We start from the raw sequence: 22,694 nt of genomic DNA, 5'->3' as shown, positions 1-22,694 counted from the left end.
CTGTCGAATGTGGACGGTCAGACGTACGAGATGATGCCGCGCAGCGTGGTGCCGGCGTGCATCTCCTCGTAGCCGAGGTTGATCTCGTCGAGGGTGAAGGTCCGGGTGATCAGCTCGTCGAGCTTCAGTCGGCCCTCGCGGTAGAGGCCCAGCAGCCGGGGGACCGCCTCCACCGGGGACATCCCGCCGTAGAGACAGCCCTGGATGCGCTTCTGGTAGCTCGGCAGCATCCCGAGGTCGAGCGGGATCGAGTTCGCGTTCTTCGGCGGGATGGCGGTCACCACCACGGTGCCGCCCTTGCAGATGGCCTCGAAAGCCTGCCCGACGTGCGTCCCGTCGAGAATTCCGACGGTGACGATCGCGACGTCCGCGCCCTGCCCGTTCGTCAGTGACCGCGCCAGTTCGGTCGCTTCGTGGATGTCGGCGACGGCGTCGGTGGCGCCGAACTTCAGCGCGCTGGTGCGCCGGAACTCGATGGGATCCGCCGCGATGACGCGCGCCGCGCCGGCGTGGCTCGCTCCTTGGACGGCGTTCATACCGACGCCGCCGGTGCCCATCACGATCACGACGTCGCCGGGTTTGACCTGCCCGCCGTTCACCGCGGACCCCCAGCCGGTGGGTACGCCGCAGCCGATGAGCGCCGCCGTCAGCAACGGGATGTCCTGGGGGATGGGCACGCAGCACAGTTCGGGCACGACACTCCACTCGGAGAACGTGCCCACGAACGCCGCCTGGGCGACGTCGTTTCCGTCGACGTGCATCCGGTAGGTGCCGTCGAGCTGGGCGCCGGCCGGGATCAGCGCGCCGAGGTCGCACAGGTTCTGCCTGCCGCTCGCGCACCACCGGCAGCGCCCGCAGCCCGGGATGAACGGTGTCACCACGTGATCGCCGGGCTTGACCAAGGTGACCCCGGGGCCGACGGCCTCGACGACGCCGGCACCTTCGTGTCCGCCGCAGTAGGGCAGGTGCTGGGTGTTGTCGTCGCCGGTGGCGTGGTGGTCGTCGGAATGGCACAGACCCGTGGCGTGGAAGTGCACGAGGACTTCGCGTTCGCGGGGGTCGTCTATTTCGACGTCGGTGACTTCCCATTTACCGGGGACTTCTCGCAGCAGAGCGGCTTTCGACCTCATCGTCATCGCACCTTCGGGTGAGTATCGGGGATATCGGCGTACTCCCGCCGGATCTCGCGCCGCGCGATCTTGCCGCTGGCCATCCTCGGCAGCGGCTGCTCGGTGCGCACGACGTAGCGGGGAACCTTGTAGCCCGCGAGGCGGGCGTTGCAGTGCTCGATGATTTCCTCGACGGCGACCGGCCTTTCGAGGTGGACCACCGCGGCGGGCGTCTCGCCGAACTTCGTGTCGCGGACCGGGATCACGCACACCTCGGCCACGCCGGGCAGTTCGCCCAGCACGTTCTCGATCTCCGAGGGCGCAATGTTGTAGCCGCCCGAGATGATCAGGTCCTTCATCCGGTCGACCATCCGGATCAGCCCGGTTTCGTCCGCCACGCCCAGGTCCCCGGTGTGGAACCAGCCGTCGCGAATCGCGACGGCCGTCGCTTCGGGGTTGCGCCAGTAGCCGGGCGTGATCGACGGCCCGCGCGCCACGATCTCGCCCTCCTCGCCGGGAGCGCAGTCGGTGCCGTCGGGCCGGACGACGCGGTGCGGGGTGAACACCGAACCGCGGCCGATCGCCTCCGGATGCCGCAGCGCTTCCTCGGCCGGGTTGATCGAGGACAATCCGTGCAGTTCGGTCATACCGTAGGACTGGCGGAGCACGACCCCCTTGTCCAGCCACGTTTTCAGGTTGGTCGGCGAGACGCGGGCCCCGGCCACGGTGGCGAGCTGAAGCGAGGACAGGTCCGCGTCGGCATACTCAGGCAGCGCGGAGATCTGCTCGAACACCAAGGGCACCCCGCACATCACCTCGACGCGATCGTGGGTGAGCCGCCGCAACATCGTCTTCGCGTCGAACCCGCGCTCGTAGTACAGGGTCATGCCGCGCGTCAGCGACATCATCACGTGCCAGGGCAGCCCGGGCATTCCCGACATCGACAGCGCGAAGACCATGCGGCCGCCGGGGCGCAGCGCGGGCTCGGTGAAGCCGAACTCGGTCATGAAGCTGACCGCGCTGCGGTGGGAAAGCGTGACGCCCTTGGGCTTCGACGTGGTGCCGCTGGTGTACACGATGATCGTGATGTCGTCGGGCGACAGCTCCGGCGGCTGGAGTGGAACGTGCTCGGCGGTTCGCAGCGAGGCGAAGTCCTCCATCGCGACGACCCGTCCGCCGGCCTCCGTGACCTGGGGTGCCGCGCCGTCGTCGGCGATGACGACCACCGGCTCGGCGTCCTCGATCAGGTGTCGCAGCTCGTGCGCGACGAAACGGTTGTTGAACGGGACGGCGACGGCGCCCAGCTTGAGCGCGCCGATGCCGGCGGCTATCCATTCCAGGCTGTTCGCGCCGATCAGTCCCACCCGGTCGCCGGGGCGTACGCCCAGTTCGGCGATCCTGGCGGCGGCGTTGTCGGTCCAGCGATCGAGGGTCTCGTAGGAGACCTCGTCGTGGCCGTCGAAGACGAGCGCCGCCTGGCCCGGGGTGTTACGGGCCCACCAGCGTACGCCGTCGGTGATCAGGGGAGCGTTTTCCGAACATGACCGCTGCATCGCGCCCGCACTCCTGTCTTCGTTGACGGAGAAATCAGCCGGAAAGGGCAAGAAGAATTGCTTTATTTACCTTACGGCGGTAGATAGAGCGTGTCAATGGCCAGAAGGGCCGTCACCCGCGATGCCGCGCAGGAACGTCCGGATCGACTCCGCCCACAGCTCCTCGGGGGTGAGTTCGTTGGCACTGACCGAATGCGAGAGCGAGGGCTGCAGCAGCGGATCGACGTGCGGGAAGATGTCCTTGCGGTCCGCGGGCGGCTTCATCGCCTCGGTGAGCGCGGCGCCGAAGGTGAACCGGTCCAGTCCTTCGATGATCAGCACCTGCTGGTGCTCCGGGATCCCGGCTTCGGTGAGGAACCGGGCGGAGATCTCGTAGATCGGGCCGAACACGTCCCTCGGCATGAACTCCTGCAGCACCGGCGCGGCGTTGGCGTGCCGCAGGATCGTGCGCCGGAAGTTCAGGCTCTGCGTCACGAAGTACTCGATCCAGTGCTCCGGCGCGCGGTCGCGCGGTCGTGGTGTCCGCTGCACGATCCGTCGTGCCACGGCCTCCAGGATGGCGGCCTTGTCCGAGAAGTAGTAGTACAGCGACGGGCCGCGCACGTTCATCGCCCGCGCCAGCGCCTTGACGCTGAACGACTCGAGCCCGTCCGCGTCGATCATCGCGAGCGCGGACTCGACGATCCCGTCGTAGCTGAGGATGGGCTGTGCGGGGCGTGGCATGCGGACAGTATGCCGGATCTTCCCGGTCATGTGTTGACAGAATTGTTTCTACACTCATAAGGTAAATTCGCACATTTTCTTCGAGGGGAGTTCCCCAACCGTGACTGCAGATCTCTATCTCGACGGCGCCTGGACGTCTTCCACCGGCACGGAGCGGGTCACCGTGCTCAACCCGGCCACCGAGGAACCCGTCGGCGACGTGCCCGCCGGTACGTCCGAGGACGTCGACCGCGCGGTCCACGCCGCGCGCCGCGCCTTCGAAGGCTGGGCGGAAACCGGACCGGGTGAACGCGCCAAGCTCGTCGCCCGCCTCGCCGACGAACTGGAACGACGGCAGGACGAGATCACCGACATCCTCGTCTCCGAGGTCGGCACGCCGCGCCGGGTCGCCCGGTGGGCGCAGGTGGGCCTCGGCATCGTCGACCTCCGGGAGGCGAGCGCGGCCGCGACCGAGTTCGCGTGGGAGGAGAAGCTGCGCAACTCGCTGATCATCCGCGAGCCCATCGGCGTGGTCGGCGCCATCACGCCCTGGAACTATCCGCTGCACCAGATCACCGCGAAGATCGGCGCCGCGCTGTCCGCCGGCTGCACGGTCGTGGTGAAGGCCAGCGAGGTCGCGCCGTTGACGGCCATCGCGCTCGCGCGGTCGATCGACGCGGTCGGGTTCCCGCCCGGGGTGTTCAACCTCGTGCACGGCTACGGGCCGGTCGTCGGCGAAGCGCTGGCGCGGCACCCCGACGTGGACATGGTGAGCTTCACCGGCTCCACCGTCGTCGGCAGGCGGATCCTCGAGCTCGCGGCGCCGACGGTGAAGCGCGTCGCGCTCGAACTCGGCGGCAAGAGCGCGAGCGTCGTATTGGACGACGCCGACCTGAGCGTGGCCGTCCCGCACACCGTGCGTGCGAGCTACCTCAACGGCGGCCAGAGCTGCAACGCCCAGACCAGGATGCTCGTGCCGAGGTCGAAGCTCGCCGAGGCCGAGGAACTGGCCGCGTCCGCCGCGGCGAAGTACGTGCCCGGCGACCCCACGGACGACGGGACGAGGCTCGGCCCGATGGTCAACGCCAGCCAGCGCGACCGCGTGCTCGGGTACGTCCGTCAGGGGATCGAGGACGGCGCGCGGCTGCTCACGGGTTCGGCGGAGCCGTCGAAACGCAACCCACGCGGGTACTTCGTGGAGCCCGTCGTCTTTTCCGACGTGGACCCGCAGGCGCGGATCGCGCAGGAAGAGATCTTCGGCCCGGTGCTGTCGATCATCGCCTACGACACCGAAGCCGAGGCCGTCGCTATCGCCAACGACACCCAGTACGGCCTCGCCGGCGCCGTCTGGTCGGCCGACGACGAGCGCGCCCAGCGTGTCGCCCGGCGGCTGCGGGCCACGCAGATCGAGGTCAACGGCGGCAAGTTCAACGGCGCCGCGCCCTTCGGCGGCTACAAGCAGTCCGGCCTGGGACGGGAAGGCGGGGCGTTCGGCTTGGCGGAGTTCGTCGAGATCAAAAGCCTGCAGTTGTAACACCGGCTGAACCTCAAGGAGGAGGTCTGTTCAATGGTGTTCACCGAATTGCCGTATGACGCCGCGCAGAAGGCCGGGTTCGCGCGGGCGATGTTCGACCACATCGAGAACCGGACCACCGACCTCGCCGACGAGGTCCTCGAAGTGGATCCCCGCGTCTACTCCGATCCCGAGCTCGCCCGGCGGGAGCGCGCGGAGATCTTCGGCCACGTGCCGATCCTCGCCGCGCACGGGTCGGAACTGCCGAACCCGCAAGACTTCCTGACGGTGCGGCTGCCGAACAACGAGGTCGTGCTGGTGCGCCAGCCCGACGGGGAGATCCGCGGGTTCGTCAACGTCTGCCGGCACCGCGGCGCGCGACTGGTGATGGACGACGCCGGTTCGCGGCGGTTCTTCAGCTGCGGCTACCACGGCTGGACGTTCGCCGGTGACGGGAAGCTGCGGGCGATCGCGCAGGAACAGACGTTCGGCTCGGTCGACAAGAGCTGCCTCAACCTGCTGGAGGTGCCGGTCGAGCAGCGGCACGGGTTCGTCTGGGTGGTGGACTCCGCGGCCGGGGACGTGAAGATCGACGTGGCGGAGTGGCTCGGCCCCGAGCTGGACGACGCGCTCACCGCGTTCGAGCTGGACGCCTACACCTGTTACACCACGGGGAACTTCGACGAGGACATCAATTGGAAGGTGCTGATGGACGCCTTCCTCGACGGCTACCACATCACCGCCACCCACGCGAACACCGTCGCGCCGTACTTCTACAACAACGTGCAGGACTGGCGGCAGATGGGGCGGCACGGGCGGGTGGTGTCCGCGCGCAAGAGCATCGACAAGGTGCGCGATCGGGATCCGTCCGAAGTGGACATAAACCGGCACATCACGATCGCGCACTTCATCATGCCGAACATGAGCATCCTTCGTCAGCCCGATCACCTGGAGGTGCTCAACTTCGTGCCCGCGCCGGGGAAGGCGGTGGGCACCCGGATGCAGATGCGCATCTTGATCCGCGAGCCCGCCGTCACCGACGAGCAGAAGGCGCGCTGGGACAAGAACTGGAACATCCTGATGGCCGTGCTGCGTGACGAGGACCTGGTCGTCAACCGGGCCCTGCAGCAAGCGGTGTCGAACACCGACCTGCGGCCGTTGCTGTTCGGCCGCAACGAGGTCGCAAACCAGCACTTCCACCACTGGCTGCGGCGCGCGCTCGACGACCCGCGGCACTGGGGCTGAAGGAGAACACCGTGGGTTACAGCTTCCAGGCGCACCGGATCTCCGGTGGCATCAACGCCGATGAGAAGTACTGGGAGTTCCTCGAAGACGGGCAGTTCCGGCTCCCGCGCTGCGCCGGGTGCGCGCGCTGGATCTGGCCGGCGCACTTCCGGTGCGGGGACTGCGGTTCGTGGGACCAGGAATGGGTGCTCGTGGAACCGGCGGGCACCGTCTACTCGTGGACGCGCAGCTGGTACGCGTTCGACCGGACCCGCGAACGCGCGGAGGACGTGCCGTACGTCGTGGTGGTCGCCGAACTGCCCGGGGCCGGGCGCGTCCGCGTGATCGGGGTGCTCGACGGGCCCGAAGACGGCCTGAAGATCGGGGCGCCGGTGCGTGGGCACATCGACCCGCCGTCCCCGAAGTCCAAGGGCTATCCGGCGCTTCGCTGGGCACTGGAGGCGAAATCGTGAACACGGCTCTGCGAGGCACCACGGCGGTGGCCGGCATCGGCCAGACGCCGTACTACAAACGGGGCACGTCCGGGAAACCGGCGCTGGAACTGGCCTTGCGGGCGATCGTGTCCGCCTGCGATGACGCCGGGCTCGATCCGTCCGAAGTGGACGGGTTCGTGTCGTATGGCTCCGAGCGCAACGACGGCCAGCGGATGATGCCCGCGCTGGGCACGAAGGAACTGCGCTTCGGCGCCCTCGTGTGGACCCACGGCGGCGGAATCCCCGGCGCTCTCGGGCCCGCCGCGAGCGCGATCGTGACCGGGCAGGCCAACGTCGTCGCCGTCTACCGGGCGATGTCGGAGAAGGGCGGCCAACGGCTGCGGGTGGACGTCGCTCAGGACGACACCGCGGCGCAACACCTGGTCAACGGGCTCGACGCGCCGGCGCAGATGTGCGCGCTCCGCACCACGCGGCTGATCGAGGCCGAGGGTGTGCCCGCGCGGACGTTGCGGGACATGGCTTTGGCGTCCTACCACCACGCGCGGAACAACCCCGCGCGATCGGCCGCGACACCCAGTTGGATGCCGAAAGCTACGACGAGTCACGGTGGGTTTCCGAGCCGTATCACCTGTTCGACTGTTCGCGGGAGAACGACGCCGGTGCCGCGGTGATCCTCGTGTCCGCGGAACGGGCCAAGGATCTCGCGCAGCCGCCCGCGTATCTCCTCGGCGCGCCCACCGGGGCCGTCAAAGGCTGGGGCATGATCGAGGAGAACCAGAGCCCGTACTGGTCCGCGGGGTTCCAGGGCGTCGCGGACCGGCTGTGGAAGGAGACCGGGTACGGGCCCGGCGACGTCGACGTCGCGCAGATCTACGAGAACATGACCGGCATGGGCGTGTCCGCGCTGATCGAGCACGGGTTCTGCACGCTGGAGAGCGCCGGCGATTTCATCACCTTCGACAACCTCATAGCGCCCAAGGGAAAGCTGCCGGTCAACACCTCCGGCGGCAACCTCGCCGAAGGGTTCATCCACGGGATGAGCCTGGTGAACGAGGCCGTGCGCCAGGTGCGCGGCACGTCGTGCAACCAGGTGCCCGATGCCGCGCTGTCGCTGATGACCGGCGGCCCTGGCGACCCGGTGGTGTCCACCGCGCTGCTGGGCACGGAGGCGACCCTGTGACCGAGCCCGAGGACCTGTACGGCACCTGGGATCTGGTCGATTTCGTCCGGATCGTCGACGGGAACCCGATCGGCCAGGTCCTCGGGCCGGAGCCGGTCGGCAAGATCAGCTACTCCCCGGACGGCCGGGTCACGGCGCTGCTCATGCGCCGTGACCGCGAATGGCCCGCCGGAGCCGAATTCCTCACCGCCGACGACGCAGAACGAGGTGCCGCCGCGTTCGGTTTCGTCGGCTACGGCGGCCGGTTCTCGCTGGAGGGCGAGAAGGTCGTGCACCACCTGGATATTTCGCTCTACCCCGAACATCCCGGCACCGATCTGGTGCGCAGGGTGCGGTGGGAGCAGGACCGGCTGGTCCTGGCCACCGAAGAACGCACCACCCGGTCCGGGCGCCGTATGTGGGACGAGCTCACCTGGCGCCGCCTCTCCTGATCCCCGAAACGGCGAAAAAAGGAACGACAATGACGTTGTTCGCACGCCCCACCACCACACGCGGCGCACTCGGCGTCGTCTGGCTCTGTCTCGCAGTCACTGTCCTCGATGGACTCGACCTGACGATGTACGGCACCGCCGTGCCCTCGCTCGTGAAATCGCACCAGTGGGGGCTCGACTCCGCGATGATCGGGCTGGTCGGCAGCCTGTCGCTGCTCGGGATGCTCATCGGCGCCGCGGTTTCCGGCAGCCTCGCCGACATCGTCGGCAGACGGCCGGTGATCCTCGCCTGCGTCGCGAGTTTCTCGGTCTTCACCGTCCTCTGTGCCGTCGCCCCCAACGCGGAGCTGTTCGGTGTCTTCCGGTTCGTGGCCGGTCTCGGCTTCGGCGGCGCGCTGCCCAGCACGATCGCGTTGACCCAGGACTACGTTCCCCCGCAACGGAAACAGTTCTTCAACGGGTTCATCCAGCTGGGCTTCCCGATCGGCGGGATCGTCGGCGCGCTGCTGGCACTCGTCCTGATCCCGGCTTTCGGCTGGCGTTCGGTGTTCGCGTTCGGCGGAATCCTCGCGCTGGTCCTGTTCCCCGTGGTCTTCTTCCTGCTGCCCGAATCGACGACGTACCTCGCGAACCGCGGCCGCACCCGCACGCGGGTGAACCGCACCGAAGCGATCCGCCAGCTCTTCCGGCCGGGTTTCCGCCTGGCTTCCCTGCTGTTCCCGCTCATCACCTTCTGCGGACTGATGATCTCCTACGGGATGACCACGTGGCTGCCGCAGATCCTGGTGGCCAACGGCTACGGGTTCGCTTCGGGGCTGAGTTTCCTGCTCGCCTTCTACCTGGGTGACGTCGTCGGAATGCTCGGCGTCACCGCGCTGGCCGAGCGGTTCAGCCCACGCAAGGTGATCGGGCTGTCGTTCTTCATCTGCGGGCTGGCGGCGATTTTCCTGGTATTGCGCTTGCCCGCGTTCGCGATCGTGCTGCTCGTGTTCGGGGTCGGGGTGTTCTGCACGGCGCAGACCGCCGTCTCCGGTTTCGCCGGGATCTATTACCCCGCGAGCGCCCGGGGCACCGCGCTCGGCTGGGATGTCGGCATCGGCCGGCTCGGCGGGGTGTGCGGGCCGCTGATCATCGGTGCCGTCATCGGTGCCGGTTTCTCCGCCTCCACGGCATTCCTGCTGTTCGCCGTCGCCGGGGTGCTCGCGTGCGTGCTCACTGTGGCCGTTCCGCGTACCGGTGTCTGCGACGGCGCCCCGGCTTCCCCGACCGAAAAGGAGATCACCGATGCCCGCACGCACTGACGAAATCCCGCCCGAGCTCGTCGTCGATTTCGACATCACCGATCCGGCGCTGGCCGTGCCGCACGAACGCCTGGCCGAACTGCAGGAGAAGACGCCGGTGGCGTACTCACCGCTGCACGGCGGCTACTGGATCATCACCCGTTACGACGACGCCCACGACGTGCTGCGGAACTGGGAGGTGTTCTCGAGCACGCAGGACCAGGTGCCGCGGCTGACCACGGACCAGGCGATCCCGGTCGAGATCGACCCGCCGGAGCACAAGAACTACCGCGACATCCTCAACAGGGTGTTCAGCCCGCGGCGGATGAAGGCGCTCGAAGATCCGATCCGCGCGCGGGCGACCGAGCTGATCGACGGGTTCGCCGAACGGGGTGAATGCGATTTCGCCGCGGAGTTCGCCCATCCGATCACGAGCGCGACCTTCGTGTCGCTGATGGGCTGGCCGTCGGAGGACGCGCCGAAGTTCGAGAAATGGACCAACGATCTGCTCGTCGGAAAACCCGACGGCACCCCTGAGCAGGACACGGCAGTCCGGCAGGCCGCGAACACGGCGGTGTTCGAGTACTTCGGGAAGATGGTCGCCCGGCGCGGGGAACCGCGGTCCGAGGACGTGATGTCGGTGCTGTTCGACGCCCAGTACGCCGGCGAACGACGCCTGACCGACGACGAGTTGCACCGGCTGCTGTGGCTGCTGATGATCGGCGGCCTGCACACCGTTCGCGGGGTGCTCTCGTTCGGGATGCTGCATTTCATCCGTAATCCCGCCCAGCGGGACGCGCTGCTGGCCGATCCCGCGCTCGCCGGTCCCGCCGCTGAGGAGCTGCTGCGGTTGGACGCCCCGGTCGCCATCGGGCGGGTGGTCAAGCAGCGAGTGCAGCTGCGCGGGGTCACGATGGAACCGGGCGACATGGTGCTGGTGATGTCGTCGGCGGCGGGCCGGGACGGCCGGGAGTTCGCCTGCCCGCACGAAATGCGCCTCGACCGCGAGGTCAACCGGCACTTGGCTTTCGGTGCCGGCGTGCACCGCTGCGTCGGCTCGCACCTGGCGCGCTTGGAGCTGCGGATCGCGCTCGAGGAAATCCACCGCCGGATGCCGGACTACGCGCTCGCGCCGGGCGCCGAACCGTCGTTCCACCACAGCCAGGTCCGTGGCGTGGAGTCGCTCCCGCTGGTGTTCACGCCGTCGCGGAAACCGACGTGAGTGTGGAGGCCGCCCGGTTCCGGGAAGTGCTCGGGCACTTTCCGACCGGGGTGTGCGTCGTGACCGCGATCGGGGAGGACGGATCCCCGGCGGGGATGGCGATCGGCTCGTTCACGTCGGTGTCGCTGAATCCGCCGCTCGTCGGGTTCCTGCCGGCGAAGGCGTCGAGCAGCTTCCCGCGGATCCGGGCGGCGAAGTCCTTCTGCGTCAACGTGCTCAGCGCCGGACAGGAGGACCTCTGCCGTGTTTTCGCCACCAGCGGCGCGGACAAGTTCGCGGACGTCGGCTGGAGCGACGCGCCGTCGGGCGCTCCGGTGCTCGACGGGGTGCTGGCGTGGATCGACTGCGCGTGGGAATCCGTGCATGAGACCGGCGATCACTACCTGGCACTGGGCCGGGTGACCGCGCTCGATGCTGTCGCAGATCACCCCCTGGTGTTCTTCCGCGGCGGATATGGTCGGTGGGAGAAGCAGACCGCCTTACCGCACAAGGAGTTCCCGTGACCGCTCCCGTTCTGGTGGAGACGACGGGCGACGGCACGGCCGTCGTCACGTTGAACCGGCCCGATGTCCGCAACGCGATCGATTCCGTACTGCTGCGGGAACTCCGGGCGGCACTGGCCGATTTGGACGGTACGGAGGACGTCGCGGCGATCGTGCTGACCGGTGCGGACCCGGTGTTCTGCGCGGGGCTCGACCTGCGGGAGCTGTCCGGGGGAGGTCCGCTGGAAGAAGCGGTCGACCGCACCCAGTCGCGGCCGCCGTGGGGTGAGCCGTTGCGTACCCCGCTGATCGGGGCGATCAACGGGGCCGCCGTGACGGGTGGCCTCGAAATCGCGCTAAACTGCGACATCCTTATCGCCTCGGAGAAGGCGCGCTTCGCCGACACGCACGCGCGGGTCGGGGTGCTGCCGGGCTGGCGGCTTTCGGTGCTGCTGCCGCTGGCGGTCGGCCCCGGGCTGGCCCGGCGGATGAGTTTGACCGGCGATTTCCTTTCGGCGGATCAGGCCTTGCGTGCGGGGCTGGTGACGGACGTCGTTCCGCACGACGAGTTGCTGCCGGCCGCGCTCCGCGTGGCCGCGACGATCGCGGGCAACGACCAGGCGGCGGTGCGAACGCTGCTCGGCTCCTATCGGCGGCTGGAGTCGGAACTCGTCGGCGACGGCGACCGCGTGGAGGCCGCCACCGCCCGCGAATGGCTCGCCGCCGCACCCGGAAGCGCGGACGTCGAGCGCCGCCGCGAGGACATCATCGAGCGCGGCCGGGCGCAGAACCGGGGCTGAGTAAGGAGAAACGGCGTACGTCGCGTTTTCCGACGATCGCCCGGACCTGCGGTCTTCAAGCCCGCGAGGGCCCGCGAGGCCCGTGCGCGAGGCGGGCTCGCTCGTTTTCGCGTATGTTGAGAGGAGCCAGATGCGCAAGGTCATCACCGCGGAGAAGCCCGACGGCCGGTCGTACGTCCAGTCGGACGACGTCGTCGGCACCACCTCGTTCGGGAGCATGGACCTCGAACACCTGTGGCGCGCAGATTCTCCGCCCACGGTGCCCGCCGGCGGAGAAGCGCCGCCCGCGATGTCCTTCCCGCCGCCCGGTGGCGTGTGGGTGCTGACCTGGACGGTGCCCCCGGGCGCGACGGGCGAACGGCCGGAGAACGACGAGGCGGAGAACGGCGAGGCGGAGAACGGCGAGGCGGAGAACGGCGAGCGGCCGGGCTTCCACGTCACGGATTCGGTGGACGTCAACCTCGTGCTGTCCGGGTCCGTCGTCCTCGAACTCGACGACGGCGAGGTCGCGCTGACAGCGGGTGACCTCGTCGTGGTCAACGGCACCCGGCACGCCTGGCGGAACGATTCCGCGGAGGCCGTCCGCGTCCTTTCGACGATCATCGGGGCGGCCCGCGCCGATTCCGCCGGTTAACATGCGCAGGTGCCCAGGCCGAAGCAACCGCTGATCTCGAGGCGTCTGGCAGTGCGCGCCGCACTGCGGATCATCGACGTCGAAGGGATCGACGGGTTCAGCCTGGAGAAGCTCGCGCGGCACCTCGGGGTGAAAAGCCCGTCGCTGTACCACCATTTCGCGAACCGCTCGGACCTGCTGGCCGAGGCGGCGCGCGAGTGGCTTTCGGACATCCCGCTCGGCAGCGACCCGCAACCGGTGAACTGGCAGGACTGGTTCGTCGAGCTGTCGATGCGCACCTACCGGCACATCATGGCGCACCCGAAAGCGGTGCAGCTGTTGTACTCGCATTTTCCCGCCACTTCGGTGATGCCTTCGCACGAGCGTGGCGCGCAGATCCTCGAGCGCATCGGCATCCCCGCCGAAGCGCGGTACGCCATCATGCGCGGACTGGAGAAATCCGTCTTCGGGATCGCGTTCGCCGACGCGGACGATTTCGTGCAGGGCAGGGAAAACCCGCCCACCGAGATCGACGACGAACGCTGGCCCGGCCTGGCGAAAGCCGTCGCCGCGAGCCGGATGGGCCGCGAGGAGATCGCGGAGCACGCGGTGCGAATGTACCTTCAGGGTGTGGCGTCGGCGTATCCCGTAATCTAAAGTCATTAGGCGAAAAGAGGACGGGAGTGTGCGTATGGAGGTCCGCCATTTCGCCGGCGCCGGGGGCGTCCGCCTGGTCGCCGACGTGGCCGGCCCGCCGGACGGGCCCGCGGTGATCCTGATCCACGGTGGCGGGCAGACCCGGCATTCGTGGGGCGAGACCGTGGATGCGCTGGCCCAGGACGGGTTCCTGGCCGTGAACCTCGACATGCGCGGCCACGGCGAGAGCGGCTGGGCACCGGATGCCGACTACACGGCAGGCGTGCTGGCCGACGACATCCGCGCCATCGCGGCGGAACTGGCCCGGCCGGTCGCGCTGGTGGGCGCGTCGATGGGCGGGCGCGCGGCGCTGCTCGCGGCCGGTGAGGATCCCGCGGTCGACTGCTCGGGGCTCATCCTGGTCGACGTGACGCCGCGGATGAGTGACGACGGCCGTCAGCAGGTGGTCGATTTCATGCGCGGCGGGCTCGACGGTTTCGCCACGCTCGAGGACGCCGCCGCGGCCGTGTCGCGCTATCTGCCGCATCGCCCGCCGGTCAAGGACACCCGTGGGCTGGCCAAGAACCTGCGCCGGGGCGAGGACGGCCGCTGGCGCTGGCACTGGGATCCGGCGCTCGTCGACCCGGCCCGGCTGCGGCGCTTCGACGACGATCCCACCCGGTACGAGACGGCCGCCGCGAACGTCACCGCGCCGTTGTTGTTGGTGCGTGGCGGGAGCAGTGAGCTCGTCGAGCCCGAGCACGCTCGCGCTTTCCTTGCTGTGGCGCCGCGGGCGGAGTATGTGGAGGTCGGCAGGGCGCGGCACATGGTCGCGGGCGACCGCAACCGTGACTTCAGTGATGCCGTCCGGGGTTTCCTGCGGCGGGCACTCGTCAGCTGACGGCCCCGTCCCACCACGCGGCGAACTCGGCGATAGCGGCGATGTGGTCGTCGACATCGTCGAGCGGCCGCACTTTCTGCCCGATCGCCGCGGCGCTCGCGGTGGACGTCCGGACGGCCATCCGCGTGCCGCCGGTCTTCCGCCAGCGGGCCAGATCCGCCGCCCACGCGTCCGGGCCGACCCCGTACGAGACGTACATTTCCATCGGCACCTCGGCCGTGTCCCGCCCCGCCTGCTGCACGGCCGCGTGGAGCTCTTCGGCCTGCTGGAACGTTTCCTCGCCCCCGAAGGCGAACAGGAACCCGTCGGCCAGCCGCGCCGCCCTGCGCACCGCGGCCATCGACCGGCCGCCCATGAGCACCGGGATCCGGCGCACTGGACGTGGCACGAGACCCGCCCGGTCGATCCGGTGATGCCGCCCGTCGAAATTCACGACGGGCTCGCTCCACAGGCGCCTGAGCACCTCGATCTGCTCCTCCAGCCGCGCCCCGCGGTCCGTGAAGCCCATACCCAGCGCCTCGAATTCCACGTGGTTCCAGCCCGCGCCCACCCCCAGCGCGAGCCGTCCGCCGGACAGCCCGTCGATCTCGGTGGCCTGCTTCGCCAGCAACGCGGTTTGCCGCTGTGGCGCGACGAGCACACCCGTCGCGAGCTCGATCCGTGACGTCACCGCCGCGAGGAAGGCGAGCAGGGTGAGCGGCTCGTGGAACGGCACCGTCTCGTCGTAGCTCGCGGCGAGCGCGGGCGTGCGCTCTTCCTGGACCGCCCCGAGCACGTGGTCGTAGACGATCACCCGCGAGTAGCCCAGCTCCTCGGCGGCCTGGGCGAACGCGGTGACCACGTCGCGGTCGGCGGGCAGCTCCTGGCTGGGGAAGACTACTGATCGTTCCATGTTCGCTACTCCCGTGCGTCTGGACGTGTTAGGTTTACGGCTGGAGAACAGGCCGCTGACGTCTGGTTTCCCGCCTATCGGTGCTTGCCTGATCCCCTCGGAACCACGGAGTGCCATGCCCCGGCCCAAGGTCCCGCTCATCTCGCGGCGATCGGTCATCCGCGTCGGGCTCGACCTCGTGGAGCAGGAGGGCATGGACGCGCTGACGGTGCGGCGCATCGCCAAGGAGCTCGACGTCAACGCGGCCTCGCTGTACCACTACTTCGCGTCGAAGGAGGAGATCCTCACCTCCGTCACCCGCGCCGCGCTCGCCGAGATGCCGGTGCCCGCGATGAAGGAGGGCGAGGACTGGCGGCACTGGTTCGCCGAGGTCGGCATCGAATACCGGGCCTTCCTGATCGCCCGGCCGTACCTCACCCAGCTCCGGGTGAACGGCTACGTCTCGCGCGCCGACCTGCCCACCGAGGCCGCGGCGATGGCGCGGATGACGGAGGCGGGCGTCCCGCCGGAGCACCAGATGGTCATCCTCGACACGATCGAAGCCTTCGTCATCGGTTCCGCCCTGATGCACGAGGGAAAACGCGGCACGAGCCTGTCCGGGGGAGCCGCGCAGCGCAAACGGCGAGCCGCACTGGAGGACGAGGTTTTCGCCGGGATGCTGCGCACGGTCGTCGTCGAACTGACCGAGCGCTTCGCCCCTGCAGCGGAGGACTGAGCCCAGGTCAGCCATCGCCGTGGAACTCCGCGAACGTTTGCGCGACCACCTCGGCGGCCGTCCGCACGGCTTCCACTCCGGACACCGAATGGCCCGCGCTCTTCACGTCGGTCCACCGCCGCGTGCCCGAGCCCGCGCCGTACAGCTCGGCCGCGGTCGCCGGGTCCACGGATTCGTCCAGGCGTGAGGGATCCAGGCCCGCGGCCCGGATCGACGGCGCGAGCATGCTGGAGGGCAGTCCGGTGAAAGCGCTCGTGAGCACGACGTCGTCCATCGACGCGGAGACCAGCATCTCGCGGTATTCCGGTGAGGCCAGGCTTTCCGGGGTCGCGATGAAACGGGTGCCCATGTAGCCGAGATCCGCGCCGAGCGTCACCGCGGCGCGCAACGCATGCCCGTCCGCGATACCCCCGGCGAGCACGATGAGGCCGTCGTAGAAACCCCGCACGGCACGGGTGAACGCGAACGGGTTCAGCCAGCCGGTCTGCCCGCCCGCGCCCGCGGTGAGCAGCACGAGACCGTCCGCACCGGCTTCGGCCGCCTTGCGTGCGTGGGCGAGGGTGGCGACGTCGGCCAGGACCAGCGCGCCCGCCTCGTGGAGCGGCCCGATCACCGGGGCGGGGGAGCCGACGCTCGTGATCACCACCTCGGTCCGGTGCGCCAGCAGCACTTCCAGGTGTTCCGCGGTGCGCGGGCCGCGCATGATCAGGTTCGCGGCATACGGGGCGGGCGAAGGACATTCGCCGAGCGCCAGCTCGATGGTCCGCAGCCACCGGTCGAGTTCGCCGCCGGCGTTGGCGGTGGGGAAGGCGCCGATCACCCCGGCCGAACACGCCGCGGCCACCAGTTCAGGCCCGGAAACACGCAGCATGGGAGCCGAGATGAGCGGCAGCCGCAAGCGCCCGGCGAGGGACGGCGGCAACCGCGTCACGGGGCCGTCCAGCCCGCGTCCGCGACCACGGCGGAGCCGTTCATGAACGACGCGCCCTCCGACGCGAGGAAGACGGCGATCGACGCGACCTCCTCCGGCAGGCCACGGCGCGGCATGCTCGCGCGGAACTCGGCGACCAGTTGCGCGGTCTCCTCGTCCCCGGCCACGCCCGCCTGGAAGCCCGAGTCGACGCCGCCGGGACAGACGGCGTTGCAGCGGACGCCGGATCGGCCGTAGTACGCGGTGATGCTGCGGGTGAGCCCGATGAGCGCGTGCTTGCTCGCGGTGTAGGCCGCGCCCGCGCGGCGCCCGCGGATCCCGGCGACCGACGCGATGTTCACGATCATCCCGGCACCGCGTTCGAGCATTGCCGGGAGCACGCGGCGGCACAGCAGGTACGGGCCCTTGACGTTGACGCCGAAGTCCAGATCCCACGCGGATTCCTCGACCCCGGCCACGCCGGCGAGCCCTTCGGCGGCGACCCCGGCGTTGTTGACCAGCACGCCGACGGGGCCGAGCGTGCGTTCGACGGTGGTGATCGCGCTGTCGACGTCGGTGGCCGAGGTTACGTCTGCTTCGACCGCGAGGGCCCGGTGGCCCGCGGCGGTCAGCTCCGCCGCGGTCTTGTCCGCGAGCCCGGCGTCGATATCGACGACGGCCACGGCGTCCCCGGCGGCGGCGAAGGCGCGGGCGATGGACGCCCCGATTCCCCGCCCGGCCCCGGTGATCACGATCGTCCTGGGTGCTTCGGTCATGGGTCACTCCCGGCTCGTGTCCGATGTGGACTCTGGTGGCGCACGGCGGTGTCCATCGAGTAAACGGCGTTGGATATGGGTTGTCAATTCAAATCCGGTGACCGTCCCTGTCATGTCTGTGTTGATCAGAAACCATGTGGTACGAAGGAAGTCGTCGATCCGCCGTGAGACATTGACGGCGTTCTGATTCACGCTTAATCTAAAGGCGTTTGACAGAGTTGTCGGACCAGCCGTGGAAGAGGTATCAGCGATGCTCGACCTCGTCATCAAGGGCGGCACCGTCGTCGACGGTCTCGGCTCGGCGGCGTTCGAGGGTGATGTCGGCGTCCGGGACGGCGTGATCACCGCCGTCGGCAAGGTGACCGAACGCGCGCGGCGCACCCTCGATGCCGCGGGAGCGATCGTCACGCCGGGTTTCGTCGACGCGCACACCCATTACGACGGCCAGGTGACCTGGGACGACGAGCTGATCGGCTCCGCGTCGAACGGGGTCACCACGGCGGTGCTGGGCAACTGCGGCGTGGGGTTCGCCCCGGTCCGCGATGGCGGGCAGGCCGAGCTGATCGATCTGATGGAGGGCGTCGAGGACATTCCGGGCACCGCCCTTCATGAAGGGATCCCGTGGGGCAATTGGGAAACCTTCGCCGAGTACCTGGATTTCCTGCGCGGCCGGTCGTGGTCGCTCGACATCGCCGCCCAGCTCCCGCACGGTCCGCTGCGTCACTACGTGATGGGCGAACGCGGGTACGACGAGGCCGGGGAGCAGCCCGCCACGGCCGAGGACGTGGCCGAGATGGCCCGCCTCGCGCACGACGCCGCGCAGGCCGGTGCCGTCGGTTTCAGCACCTCGCGGATCCTGTTCCACCGCGGCATGTCCGGCCGTCCGGTGCCCGGCACGTTCGCCCCGGAAGCCGAACTGCTCGCCATCGCCGAGGCGCTGTACGCAGGCGGAGCCGGGACGGTGCAAGCGATCCCCGCCAACGGCGAGTCCGAGGTGCCCGGAGCGGGCGGGGATCCGGCCAAACTGCTCGAAGAGGTGCGCATGCTCGCGCGCATCTCGCGCAAATCCGGTGTCCGGTGCACCTTCACCACCTCACAGCATTCCGGCGATCCTGGCCTGTATCGCGAGGTGCTGGCCACCGCGGCGGCCGCAAACGTGGCGGGGGCACGGCTTTCCCCGATGGTCATGCCCAGGGCCGCGACCGTGCTCACCACGCTCGGCGGCTACCACCTGTTCATGCGGCGGCCCACCTACCTGCGGCTGGCAGAACGGTTTTCCGGCGCGGAACTCGTTGCCGCGCTGCGGGATCCCGCGGTCAAGAGCGCGATCCTGGCCGAGCCGGATCACCCCCACGAGCGGCCGGGTTCGATGCAGAACAGCATGCCGCCGTTCTTCCGTCGCGCGCTGCCGCGCACGTTCCGGATGACCGATCCCGTCGACTACGAGCCACCGCTGGAAAAATCCCTGGCGTCGCTCGCGGCGACGGCCGGGCGTGCCGAGGACGAGTACCTTTACGACTTCCTGCTGGAGGACGAGGGCACCAGTGTCGGGATGTACCTCGCGGTGAACTACGTGGACGGAAACCTCGACGCCGCCGGGGAAATGCTCGCCGACCCGAACTCCGTGTCCGGTCTGTCCGACGCGGGCGCCCACGTCAACTTCATCTGCGACATGTCCGTGCCGACGTTCCACCTGGCGCACTGGGTGCGCGACCGGACCCGCGGCGAGCGGCTGCCGATCGAGCTCGTCGTCGCCAAGATCACCGCGAAACCCGCCGAGACGTTCGGGCTGACCGACCGGGGCGCGCTCGTACCCGGCCGCCGGGCCGACGTGAACATCCTCGACCTGGACCGCCTCGCGGTCCGGCCCCCGAAGCTCCTGCACGACCTGCCCGCCGGCGGCAGCCGGTTCATCCAGCCAGGGGAGGGCTACGTCGCCACCGTCGTGCGCGGCGTGCCGACCCGGCTGGCCGACCAGGACACCGGCGAGCGGCCGGGAAGACTCGCTCGCTGACCCCAGTTACGCACGCACCGCTCCGGTATCCGTTCCGGCCTCGAATCGAGGGACGCTTGTGGCCACCGTCGTCCGCATCACCGAAGTCATCGATCGCGCCCGCCTTTCCGGTCTCCAGAACCGGATCTTCGCCATCTGCTGCCTGCTGACCTTCGCCGACGGCGTGAACTCGCTGTCCATCGGCTACGCGATCCCTTCGCTGGCCGGGAAGTTCGGCACCAGCGCCGCCGTGTTCTCGATCGTGGTCATGGTGACCCTGATCGGGCAGATCGTCGCGGAGTTCGTCCTCGTCCCGCTCGCCGACGTGGTCGGCAGGCGCCGGGTGATGAGGTACGGGATCCTGCTCTACAGCGTCGTCACCATGCTGTGCCTGTTCGCGACCTCGGTGCCGGAGCTGGCCGTCCTGCGGTTCTTCTCCGGGCTCGGGATCGGCGCGGCCGTGCCGACCTGCGCCGCGCTCGGCGCCGAGTTCTCGCCGACCCGGCTCAAGGCGACCATCCAGACGATCCTCAGCGTCGGCGCGGCCGGCGGTGGCATGGTGATCGGGTTCATCGCGTCCGTGCTGGTGCCGCACCTCGGCGGTTCCGCGCTGCTGTTCGTGGCGGGCGCGCTGCCGCTGATCCTGTTGCTGGCCACCTGGACACTCGTGCCCGAGTCCGTGGAATTCCTGGCCCGCAAGGGAAACCACGCCGGAGTGGCGCGGCTGCTGCGCCGGATCGACCCCGGGAAGTCCTATCCGGACGAGGCCACCTATCTCGCCGACGAGGACCACCGGCACGGCGGCGGGCTCGGCGTGCTGTTCCGCGACGGTTATGCCGGGCGCACCCTGCTGGTCTGGTTCATGCTGTTCTTCGCGCTGTTCACCAGTTTCTTCATCTTCAGCTTCCTGCCGGAGCTGCTGACCCGCGCCGGGGTCGGCGAATCCGCCGCCGCGGTGGCGACGTCGATCGCCTCGCTCGGCGGGATCGTCGGCGGGATCTCGCTCGGCGTGCTGATGGACCGGCTGCCGCCGAAGTCCGCGATGATCGCGCTCGGGCCGCTGCTCTCGATCGCCGCCGTCGTACTGCTGATGCTGAACCTGTCCACCGGCGCGGTCGACGGGCTCGTGATCCTGCTGTGCTTCTTCTACGGTTTCGGCACGCTGGGTTCCGCGTCGGCCGTCACGGCGCTCGCCGCGCTGGTGTACCCGACCACGATCCGCGCGATGGGTTTGGGCTGGGCCAATGGATTCGCCACGATCGGCGGGCTGTTCGGCCCCGCGCTGGGCGGCGCGCTGATCGCCGCCGGGCTTTCCACGCCGAGGATCCTCGCGATCTCGCTGACCGCCGTGGTCGCCGTCGGCGTGCTGGCCGTCGTTTTCCGCGTCGTCGAGCTGCGCAGGCTCCGGCGCGCCCCCGACACCGCCGGGCTGTCCCCGCGCACCGGCACCGAAGAGGAGATCATCCGATGACACAACAGAATCTCGCGGGCCTGGTGCACTACTGGGCCGAGTACCGGCCGTGGCACACGGCGCTCCACTTCGAGGGCACCGATACGACGTGGCGTGAACTCGACGCCCGCTCCACGGCTCTCGCGCGCGGGCTGCGCGCGCTCGGCGTCGAGCCGGGCGACGGGGTCGGGATCCTCATGCGCAACCGGCCCGAGTTCGTCGAGACGGTGATCGCGATCTGGAAGGCCGGTGCTTTCGTCGTCCCGCTGAACATCCGCTGGACCGCGGCCGAGTTGGGCTTCCCGCTGGACAACTCCGGGGTCCGGCTGGTGGTGACCGAACCGCATTTCGCCGGGGTGCTGGGCGAACCGGCGGCCGACCGCGACATCACCGTGGTGTCCACCGAAGCGGCCGACGGCTGGCGCACGCTGGAGGCGATCCGCGAGCCGGGGCCGCGACTGCCGGAGCCGGGCCGCGACGACATGGCGTTCCTTTTTTACACCTCGGGCACCACCGGATATCCCAAGGGCGTGCGGATCAACCACGGCAACATCATCGCTTCCGCGCTGGCCGTGGCGCTCGGGGACGGCGTCACCTGGCGGGACCGGACGCTCGTCGCGATCCCGATGGCCTTCACCGGCGGGATGAACACCTATGTCCGGGAGACCCTCATCTGCGGCGCGACGCTCGTGCTCGCGCCGAGGTTCGACCCCGAGTACGTCATGCACCTCGCGGCGGAACAGCGGGCGACGGTGTGGAGCAGTGTGCCGGTGATCTTCGAACAAGTGTTGCACCACAAGGACTTCGGGTCGCTGGACCTGTCCTCGCTGTGGTTGTGCAGGGCGGCGGGGGCGACGGTGTCGCGTGGCCTGCTGCACGGGTGGCAGGAGCGCGGGATCACGCTCGCGCAGGGGTACGGGCTCACCGAATGCTCCGGCGGGTACCTCGCCACGCTCAACCCGGCCGACGCCGAGCGGAAGCTGGGCTACGCCGGGCGTCCGGTGCTGCACACCGAGATGCGGATCGTCGACGACCAGGACGAGGAGCTGCCCCGCGGCGAGGCGGGGCAGATCATCGCGCGCGGACCGTCCATTATGGACTCTTACTGGAAGCTTCCGGAGGAGACCGCCGAGGCGCTGCGGGGCGGCTGGCTGCATACCGGCGACGTCGGCGTGATGGACGAAGAGGGCTACATCCGCGTGGTGGACCGGAAGAAGGACATGCTGATTTCCGGCGGGCTCAACGTGTATCCGGCCGAGATCGAGCGCGTGCTCGCCACGGTGCTGGGGCTGGAGGAGTGCGCCGTGATCGGGGTCGAGGACGAACGGTGGGGCGAGGTGCCGGCGCTCATCGTCACCGACGCGGCGGCGGTCGACGTGCCCGCGCTGCGCTCGGCGCTGGTGACGGAGCTGGCCGACTACAAGCGGCCCCGGTACCTCATCGACAACACCGGGCCGCTGCCGCGCACGCTCAGCGGGAAGATCCAGAAGACCGAGCTGCGGAAGCAGTATCCGGGTGCTCCCGCCGGGTCGCTGGACCTGAAAGCGGGGCAGCCGGTATGAGCGAGGGAGTGCTCTGGCTGGTCCGCAGCGCCCCGGCGGCGGGTCGTGAAGCCGGCTACCACCGCTGGTACGACGAGGTGCACCTGCCCGAGGTGCTCGCGATCCCGGGCGTGCGATCCGCGCGGCGGTACGAGTCCGGCGATGAGTTCCTCGCCGTGTACGTCCTCGACTCGCCTGAGGTCGCGGCCGAGGTGGGGCGCCGGATGCGGTCGGGTGAGCTGGCGGGCTCGGACGCGGTCGAACCGAGGGGGTCGGAACTGTGGACGCCGCGGTAGCTGGTGGGGAGGGGCGTGGT

The 22,694-nt window shown here is 69.4% G+C and carries 24 protein-coding genes; 18 read left to right on the top strand and 6 right to left on the bottom strand.

Going from position 1 to position 22,694, the window contains the following annotated elements; genetic code table 11:
- Positions 1 to 17: 17 nt before the first annotated feature.
- The 3 genes from FPZ12_RS26645 to FPZ12_RS26635 form a co-directional block, all read right to left on the bottom strand.
- Positions 18 to 1,130: an NDMA-dependent alcohol dehydrogenase gene (locus tag FPZ12_RS26645; RefSeq protein WP_144753715.1), complete on the bottom strand. Its 1,113-nt coding sequence runs from the start codon at positions 1,128 to 1,130 to the stop codon at positions 18 to 20.
- Between the two features lie 2 nt (positions 1,131 to 1,132).
- The gene (locus FPZ12_RS26640) at positions 1,133 to 2,662 is read right to left on the bottom strand and encodes a class I adenylate-forming enzyme family protein (protein ID WP_144753712.1); all 1,530 of its coding nucleotides are present in this window, start codon (positions 2,660 to 2,662) and stop codon (positions 1,133 to 1,135) included.
- A 93-nt stretch (positions 2,663 to 2,755) separates the two neighbouring features.
- On the bottom strand, positions 2,756 to 3,385 hold the full coding sequence (locus FPZ12_RS26635) for a TetR family transcriptional regulator (RefSeq protein WP_144753709.1): 630 nt from the start codon (positions 3,383 to 3,385) through the stop codon (positions 2,756 to 2,758).
- Positions 3,386 to 3,485: 100 nt separating this feature from the next.
- Between FPZ12_RS26635 and FPZ12_RS26630 the strand changes: the two genes are divergently transcribed.
- The 13 genes from FPZ12_RS26630 (at position 3,486) to FPZ12_RS26580 (ending at position 14,101) form a co-directional block, all read left to right on the top strand.
- A complete protein-coding gene (locus tag FPZ12_RS26630; RefSeq protein ID WP_144753706.1) occupies positions 3,486 to 4,898 on the top strand; it encodes an aldehyde dehydrogenase family protein in 1,413 nt (470 codons plus the stop codon).
- 33 nt (positions 4,899 to 4,931) lie between these two features.
- The gene (locus tag FPZ12_RS26625) at positions 4,932 to 6,122 is read left to right on the top strand and encodes an aromatic ring-hydroxylating oxygenase subunit alpha (RefSeq protein WP_144753703.1); all 1,191 of its coding nucleotides are present in this window, start codon (positions 4,932 to 4,934) and stop codon (positions 6,120 to 6,122) included.
- Positions 6,123 to 6,133: 11 nt separating this feature from the next.
- Positions 6,134 to 6,574: a Zn-ribbon domain-containing OB-fold protein gene (locus tag FPZ12_RS26620; RefSeq protein WP_166462918.1), complete on the top strand. Its 441-nt coding sequence runs from the start codon at positions 6,134 to 6,136 to the stop codon at positions 6,572 to 6,574.
- Entirely contained in the window at positions 6,571 to 7,227 is a 657-nt protein-coding gene (locus FPZ12_RS46630) for a beta-ketoacyl-[acyl-carrier-protein] synthase family protein (RefSeq protein ID WP_166462917.1), read from the top strand. Before FPZ12_RS26620 ends, FPZ12_RS46630 begins: the two co-directional genes overlap by 4 nt.
- Positions 7,224 to 7,736 (top strand): thiolase C-terminal domain-containing protein, encoded by a 513-nt coding sequence (locus tag FPZ12_RS46625; protein WP_243770042.1) that lies wholly within the window; start codon positions 7,224 to 7,226, stop codon positions 7,734 to 7,736. Before FPZ12_RS46630 ends, FPZ12_RS46625 begins: the two co-directional genes overlap by 4 nt.
- Complete coding sequence (locus FPZ12_RS45720; RefSeq protein WP_166462915.1) at positions 7,733 to 8,167, top strand: lipocalin-like domain-containing protein; 435 nt, start codon at positions 7,733 to 7,735, stop codon at positions 8,165 to 8,167. Before FPZ12_RS46625 ends, FPZ12_RS45720 begins: the two co-directional genes overlap by 4 nt.
- Before the next feature lie 29 nt (positions 8,168 to 8,196).
- Positions 8,197 to 9,468 carry an MFS transporter gene (locus FPZ12_RS26610; protein WP_144753698.1) on the top strand — a complete coding sequence of 424 codons (1,272 nt, stop codon included), beginning with the start codon at positions 8,197 to 8,199 and terminating at the stop codon, positions 9,466 to 9,468.
- The gene (locus FPZ12_RS26605) at positions 9,452 to 10,669 is read left to right on the top strand and encodes a cytochrome P450 (protein ID WP_144753695.1); all 1,218 of its coding nucleotides are present in this window, start codon (positions 9,452 to 9,454) and stop codon (positions 10,667 to 10,669) included. Before FPZ12_RS26610 ends, FPZ12_RS26605 begins: the two co-directional genes overlap by 17 nt.
- Positions 10,666 to 11,172 carry a flavin reductase family protein gene (locus FPZ12_RS26600; protein ID WP_144753692.1) on the top strand — a complete coding sequence of 169 codons (507 nt, stop codon included), beginning with the start codon at positions 10,666 to 10,668 and terminating at the stop codon, positions 11,170 to 11,172. Before FPZ12_RS26605 ends, FPZ12_RS26600 begins: the two co-directional genes overlap by 4 nt.
- Positions 11,169 to 11,951 (top strand): enoyl-CoA hydratase, encoded by a 783-nt coding sequence (locus FPZ12_RS26595; protein WP_144753689.1) that lies wholly within the window; start codon positions 11,169 to 11,171, stop codon positions 11,949 to 11,951. The genes FPZ12_RS26600 and FPZ12_RS26595 overlap by 4 nt, the downstream gene beginning before the upstream one ends.
- A gap of 130 nt (positions 11,952 to 12,081) precedes the next feature.
- Complete coding sequence (locus tag FPZ12_RS26590; protein ID WP_144753685.1) at positions 12,082 to 12,585, top strand: cupin domain-containing protein; 504 nt, start codon at positions 12,082 to 12,084, stop codon at positions 12,583 to 12,585.
- A gap of 9 nt (positions 12,586 to 12,594) precedes the next feature.
- Entirely contained in the window at positions 12,595 to 13,221 is a 627-nt protein-coding gene (locus FPZ12_RS26585) for a TetR/AcrR family transcriptional regulator (protein ID WP_144753682.1), read from the top strand.
- 34 nt (positions 13,222 to 13,255) lie between these two features.
- Positions 13,256 to 14,101 carry an alpha/beta fold hydrolase gene (locus tag FPZ12_RS26580; protein WP_144753745.1) on the top strand — a complete coding sequence of 282 codons (846 nt, stop codon included), beginning with the start codon at positions 13,256 to 13,258 and terminating at the stop codon, positions 14,099 to 14,101.
- Here the strand turns inward: FPZ12_RS26580 and FPZ12_RS26575 are convergent.
- Entirely contained in the window at positions 14,094 to 14,993 is a 900-nt protein-coding gene (locus FPZ12_RS26575) for an LLM class F420-dependent oxidoreductase (protein WP_144753679.1), read from the bottom strand. The two genes, FPZ12_RS26580 and FPZ12_RS26575, sit on opposite strands and share 8 nt — an antisense overlap.
- Positions 14,994 to 15,108: 115 nt before the next feature.
- On the opposite strand from FPZ12_RS26575, the gene FPZ12_RS26570 reads away from it, so the two are divergent.
- The gene (locus FPZ12_RS26570) at positions 15,109 to 15,708 is read left to right on the top strand and encodes a TetR/AcrR family transcriptional regulator (RefSeq protein WP_166462914.1); all 600 of its coding nucleotides are present in this window, start codon (positions 15,109 to 15,111) and stop codon (positions 15,706 to 15,708) included.
- 7 nt (positions 15,709 to 15,715) lie between these two features.
- Here the strand turns inward: FPZ12_RS26570 and FPZ12_RS26565 are convergent, their stop codons facing one another.
- Together FPZ12_RS26565 and FPZ12_RS26560 are read right to left on the bottom strand one after the other, a co-directional pair.
- A complete protein-coding gene (locus FPZ12_RS26565) occupies positions 15,716 to 16,639 on the bottom strand; it encodes an NAD(P)H-dependent flavin oxidoreductase (protein WP_208026017.1) in 924 nt (307 codons plus the stop codon).
- Positions 16,636 to 17,394, bottom strand: a complete 759-nt coding sequence (locus tag FPZ12_RS26560; RefSeq protein WP_144753673.1) for an SDR family NAD(P)-dependent oxidoreductase — start codon at positions 17,392 to 17,394, stop codon at positions 16,636 to 16,638. The genes FPZ12_RS26565 and FPZ12_RS26560 overlap by 4 nt, the downstream gene beginning before the upstream one ends.
- Positions 17,395 to 17,644: 250 nt before the next feature.
- On the opposite strand from FPZ12_RS26560, the gene FPZ12_RS26555 reads away from it, so the two are divergent.
- Genes FPZ12_RS26555 through FPZ12_RS26540 form a run of 4 tightly spaced genes read left to right on the top strand, consistent with a single transcriptional unit; the run spans position 17,645 to position 22,674 of the window.
- On the top strand, positions 17,645 to 19,408 hold the full coding sequence (locus FPZ12_RS26555; RefSeq protein ID WP_144753670.1) for an N-acyl-D-amino-acid deacylase family protein: 1,764 nt from the start codon (positions 17,645 to 17,647) through the stop codon (positions 19,406 to 19,408).
- Between the two features lie 58 nt (positions 19,409 to 19,466).
- Positions 19,467 to 20,858: an MFS transporter gene (locus tag FPZ12_RS26550; RefSeq protein ID WP_144753657.1), complete on the top strand. Its 1,392-nt coding sequence runs from the start codon at positions 19,467 to 19,469 to the stop codon at positions 20,856 to 20,858.
- Positions 20,855 to 22,399 carry a class I adenylate-forming enzyme family protein gene (locus FPZ12_RS26545; RefSeq protein ID WP_144753654.1) on the top strand — a complete coding sequence of 515 codons (1,545 nt, stop codon included), beginning with the start codon at positions 20,855 to 20,857 and terminating at the stop codon, positions 22,397 to 22,399. The genes FPZ12_RS26550 and FPZ12_RS26545 overlap by 4 nt, the downstream gene beginning before the upstream one ends.
- Positions 22,396 to 22,674 (top strand): hypothetical protein, encoded by a 279-nt coding sequence (locus FPZ12_RS26540; protein ID WP_144753651.1) that lies wholly within the window; start codon positions 22,396 to 22,398, stop codon positions 22,672 to 22,674. Before FPZ12_RS26545 ends, FPZ12_RS26540 begins: the two co-directional genes overlap by 4 nt.
- Positions 22,675 to 22,694 lie beyond the last annotated feature (20 nt).

The organism is Amycolatopsis acidicola (assembly GCF_007713735.2).
Classification (GTDB): Bacteria; Actinomycetota; Actinomycetes; order Mycobacteriales; family Pseudonocardiaceae; genus Amycolatopsis_E; species Amycolatopsis_E acidicola.
This window is presented reverse-complemented; position numbering and strand designations above follow the sequence as displayed.

Bases quoted from the DNA above. Each gene is read 5' to 3' on its own strand.
- FPZ12_RS26645 (WP_144753715.1), bottom strand. From the start codon at position 1,130: ATGAGGTCGAAAGCCGCTCTGCTGCGAGAAGTCCCCGGTAAATGGGAA.
- FPZ12_RS26640 (WP_144753712.1), bottom strand. From the start codon at position 2,662: ATGCAGCGGTCATGTTCGGAAAACGCTCCCCTGATCACCGACGGCGTA.
- FPZ12_RS26635 (WP_144753709.1), bottom strand. From the start codon at position 3,385: ATGCCACGCCCCGCACAGCCCATCCTCAGCTACGACGGGATCGTCGAG.
- FPZ12_RS26625 (WP_144753703.1), top strand. From the start codon at position 4,932: ATGGTGTTCACCGAATTGCCGTATGACGCCGCGCAGAAGGCCGGGTTC.
- FPZ12_RS26610 (WP_144753698.1), top strand. From the start codon at position 8,197: ATGACGTTGTTCGCACGCCCCACCACCACACGCGGCGCACTCGGCGTC.
- FPZ12_RS26605 (WP_144753695.1), top strand. From the start codon at position 9,452: ATGCCCGCACGCACTGACGAAATCCCGCCCGAGCTCGTCGTCGATTTC.
- FPZ12_RS26590 (WP_144753685.1), top strand. From the start codon at position 12,082: ATGCGCAAGGTCATCACCGCGGAGAAGCCCGACGGCCGGTCGTACGTC.
- FPZ12_RS26580 (WP_144753745.1), top strand. From the start codon at position 13,256: ATGGAGGTCCGCCATTTCGCCGGCGCCGGGGGCGTCCGCCTGGTCGCC.
- FPZ12_RS26575 (WP_144753679.1), bottom strand. From the start codon at position 14,993: ATGGAACGATCAGTAGTCTTCCCCAGCCAGGAGCTGCCCGCCGACCGC.
- FPZ12_RS26570 (WP_166462914.1), top strand. From the start codon at position 15,109: ATGCCCCGGCCCAAGGTCCCGCTCATCTCGCGGCGATCGGTCATCCGC.
- FPZ12_RS26560 (WP_144753673.1), bottom strand. From the start codon at position 17,394: ATGACCGAAGCACCCAGGACGATCGTGATCACCGGGGCCGGGCGGGGA.
- FPZ12_RS26555 (WP_144753670.1), top strand. From the start codon at position 17,645: ATGCTCGACCTCGTCATCAAGGGCGGCACCGTCGTCGACGGTCTCGGC.
- FPZ12_RS26545 (WP_144753654.1), top strand. From the start codon at position 20,855: ATGACACAACAGAATCTCGCGGGCCTGGTGCACTACTGGGCCGAGTAC.
- FPZ12_RS26540 (WP_144753651.1), top strand. From the start codon at position 22,396: ATGAGCGAGGGAGTGCTCTGGCTGGTCCGCAGCGCCCCGGCGGCGGGT.